The sequence below is a fragment of the Polymorphobacter multimanifer genome (assembly GCF_014205635.1).
Lineage (GTDB): Bacteria > Pseudomonadota > Alphaproteobacteria > Sphingomonadales > Sphingomonadaceae > Sandarakinorhabdus > Sandarakinorhabdus multimanifer.
The window spans coordinates 1-3376 of the sequence record NZ_JACIIV010000064.1; the positions used below are offsets into that span (position 1 = coordinate 1).

Sequence of the window (3376 nt, forward strand, 5' to 3'; positions counted from 1 at the left end):
TCACGCTGTCATCCATGGCAGCATGATCAACCCGGCCAAGCCGGAGATCAAAGCGGCGAGACCGCGAACCTACACCACGCTGTGGGACACGATCTCCTGGACCGTCTCATTCACAATGCCCATCGTCTCGATCTCGAGGGTGATAGCCTGCGGCGAACGAAATCGTCGCCGCCGGCTTGACGAAATCCACGTCCACAACGACAAACGAAACCAGCCAGCGCAGGCCCCGAAACAGGGGGCGACATCATCCCGGAATCAGGGGGCGCAATCATCCCGGAATCGGGGGGCGGCTTCGTCGGAATAAGCAGCCAGCGCGCGCAGCCGTTCCCGCAGATAGGCATCGTCAGGCCGTGTCGAACGATAGCGAACGCTCTTGCGATCAGCCCCAACAACCCGGCACGCCCGCCGCTCGCTCATCCCCAGGTTGCCCTGAAGATGGGCAACCGCTTCCCGCATCGCGGCCGGCGCTACCATTTGTTTGATAGAGGATCCTTCAACGCCGCATTGTCGAGCATCGTGTCCGCCAGCAGCCGTTTGAGCTTGGCGTTCTCCTCTTCCAACGCCCGCAGCCGCTTGGCCTCCGACACCTCCAGCCCGCCATACCTGGCCTTCCAGTTGTAGATCGTCGCTTCCGACACAGCGTGCCGCCGGGCAAGCTCGCCCGTCTTCGCGCCCGCCTCGGCCTCCTTCAAAATCCCGATGATCTGCTCTTCCGTGACCCTCGTTGGCTTCATTGTCCGTCCTCTTCAAGGGCCGGACTCTAATCCATCGTGGAGGAAAATCAGGTGGTCAGGTCAACCGCTTCCTCCATTCAATGGCCCTCCATTTCTAAACTGGAATTTTCCAGCTCAAAACGGTCCAGAAAATGGGCAGCAGGTCATCTCGGCCAGTGTCCTCGCGGAGGAGCGCCGCGCTATCCAACAAAGGTTAACTAGTGTAAACTGAATATTAGTTACCTATCTCTCACCAGTTGTCACATTGACACCAACTTAGGTCGCAGCGATAGTTTCTGTTCTAGATGTAAGTTTTGATGCAAGGGGGGGTTTCAGTAATATGCTTGATATAATTCGTCGTCCGCGAAGTCCGTAATTCACATGGAGATGCGTCACGTGGCTATATGAGAGTGTCCCGACATGCGAATTGCTGATTTCTTGCGCGGCGGATCGCGAAGTGTGGAACTTGATCTTTTAGATAATCTATTTCTTATGGCGGATCCAGAACGATTCGACAGCACACTTGCTAGTCGTGTACTTTACGAGTTTGGAACATTGTCAAAGGCCTTGGCGGCGGATCTTCATGAACTCGAACGCATAAAGGGAGTTGAAGGTCCAATAATTGCTGCGATGACGCTTGTCGCAAGTATAACGCAGCAATCTTTGCGGACACAAGCGTCAGCTCAGCCGGTCATCAATGACTGGTCTGCTCTATTAGCATATCTACATGTCACGATGGCGAATTTGAAGAGTGAACAGTTCAGAATAATGTTTCTCAATTGCCGTTTCATGATTATTCGTGATGAAGTTCTGGGGTACGGAACTGTTGATCATGCACCTGCCTATCCGAGGGAGGTCATTAAGCGTGCTTTGGAGCTTGGAGCAACAGGCGTAGTGCTTGTTCACAACCATCCATCAGGTGATCCAGAACCTAGTCGCGACGACATCTATATTACTCGAAATATAATCGAGGCCGGCCGACATGTTAGTGTCAAGGTCATCGATCATGTGATTATCAGTGCCAGTGGCTATCGCTCCCTACGAGAGGGCGGGATGCTAGGTTAGAGCGGTTTTCGATCAAGCTGCATCGTATCCGCAGGCTGTGAAGTAATTGGCGCATTCCTGGGGGGAGTAGAGGTTGAGGATCCGTCCGATGGCGTCCCACAGGCCGTGGATTGTGTGCTCGGCAGCTGTAATTGCTCACCCCCCTTGCTGAAGGGGCTTGCCACGGACTCGGCGGCATGATTCATCCTGACAATGGTGCTTGCCCCATTTCGTCGGCTGACCGAGGCTGAGAAGGACGCGCTGCTGCGGGATCAGCAGGCGCTGATCGAACAGCTGGTTGCGCGGATTTCCGATCTTGAAGCGCTGGTGGGCAAGCCGCGCAAGACCTCGTCCAACTCGAGCAAGCCGCCTTCGAAGGATGATTTTCGCGGTGGCCGGCCCCGTGGTGGCAAAGGCGGCAAGCATCCATCGCGTGAAGGCACGCATCGTCCCTTGGCCATCAATCCTGACAAGACAGAACGCGCCATGGCATCCGCCTGTGGCTATTGTGGGACCGACGTCTCGGGTCAGAGCCAGCGCTGCCGGCATCGCTATGATCATATCGACCTGCCACCGATCCGGCCCATCGTGACCCGGATCGAGCTGTTTGGCGGCCGCTGCAATGGCTGCGGGAGCCGCTTCCGGGCGGGTACGCCGGCAGGGATGGCGCCCGGCAGCCCGTTCGGACCGGGCATCCGCACTTTGCTGGCCTATCTGCACCATAGCCATCATGTTGGCTTCGAGCGTCTGTCGCGACTGGCCCGCGAGCTGTTCGGCCTGTCGATCTCCGAAGGTGCGATCGCCAACATGTTCCGCCGGATGCGGGCACCGATGGCCGACATCACCAAGGCCATCGTCGATCGCCTGCGCACCGCTAGCGTCATTGCATCGGACGAGACCACCACGCGTATCAGCGGCATCACCAAGTGGCAGTGGGTCTTCCTGTCCAGCACGGCGGTGCTGCACAAGATCGTCGGCAGCCGTGCCCGCGCTGTGGCCGAGGCTGTCCTCGATGGCCACCAGCCCGATGTGTGGATCTCGGACCGCTACTCCGGCCAACAGCAACTTGGCCGGGATCAGCAGGTCTGCCCTGCCCATCTCCTGCGCGATGTTCAGTATGCCATCGACTGCGGCGACAGTGTCTTTGCACCCAGGATCCGCGATCATCTGCGCTGGGCCATCCGCATCGGCCGACGAAGGGACCAACTCAAGGACAGCACATTGGCCGCCTACGCGGCCAAGGCCGAAAATGTCCTCGACAGGCTGGTCACCTTGCCGGTGGCGCATCCCGATGGGCAAAACCTCAATCTGCGGATTTCACATTAACGGGACAGCTGTTTCGCTAATTCCGGGACAGCCGAGGTATCGTCATTCGCTTGCCTTGTTGATGTCAGGATGGAGTGATTTCGTCATTTTCGCTTTTGGTCAAGTTGGGGCCAGGGTTTTGTCGTCGCATGCTGTCGCCCTCGAGGGTGATACGGTGGGCATTGTGGATGATACGATCCAAAATGGCGTCGGCGATGGTGGGTCGTGTCCCAGGTGGTGGTGTAGGTCGCGGTTGGCCATCGGCGATCTTCGGTTAGGTTTGGGTTGCAATATCCAACCAACGGAGATCACCG

General features: G+C 57.4%; 2 protein-coding genes and 2 pseudogenes. 2 read left to right on the forward strand and 2 right to left on the reverse strand.

Annotated features, from left to right (window positions below):
• Positions 1-306: 306 nt before the first annotated feature.
• Positions 307-734: pseudogene (locus FHS79_RS18395) on the reverse strand (transposase); the annotation flags it as partial.
• 399 nt (positions 735-1133) lie between these two features.
• Between FHS79_RS18395 and FHS79_RS18400 the strand changes: the two are divergent.
• Complete coding sequence (locus tag FHS79_RS18400; protein ID WP_184203294.1) at positions 1134-1778, forward strand: JAB domain-containing protein; 645 nt, start codon at positions 1134-1136, stop codon at positions 1776-1778.
• 192 nt (positions 1779-1970) lie between these two features.
• Positions 1971-3074, forward strand: a pseudogene (locus FHS79_RS18405) (IS66 family transposase); the annotation flags it as partial.
• Positions 3075-3147: 73 nt separating this feature from the next.
• On the opposite strand, the gene FHS79_RS19525 reads toward FHS79_RS18405, so the two are convergent.
• A complete protein-coding gene (locus FHS79_RS19525) occupies positions 3148-3330 on the reverse strand; it encodes an ATP-binding protein (RefSeq protein WP_481133189.1) in 183 nt (60 codons plus the stop codon).
• Positions 3331-3376: the final 46 nt, after the last annotated feature.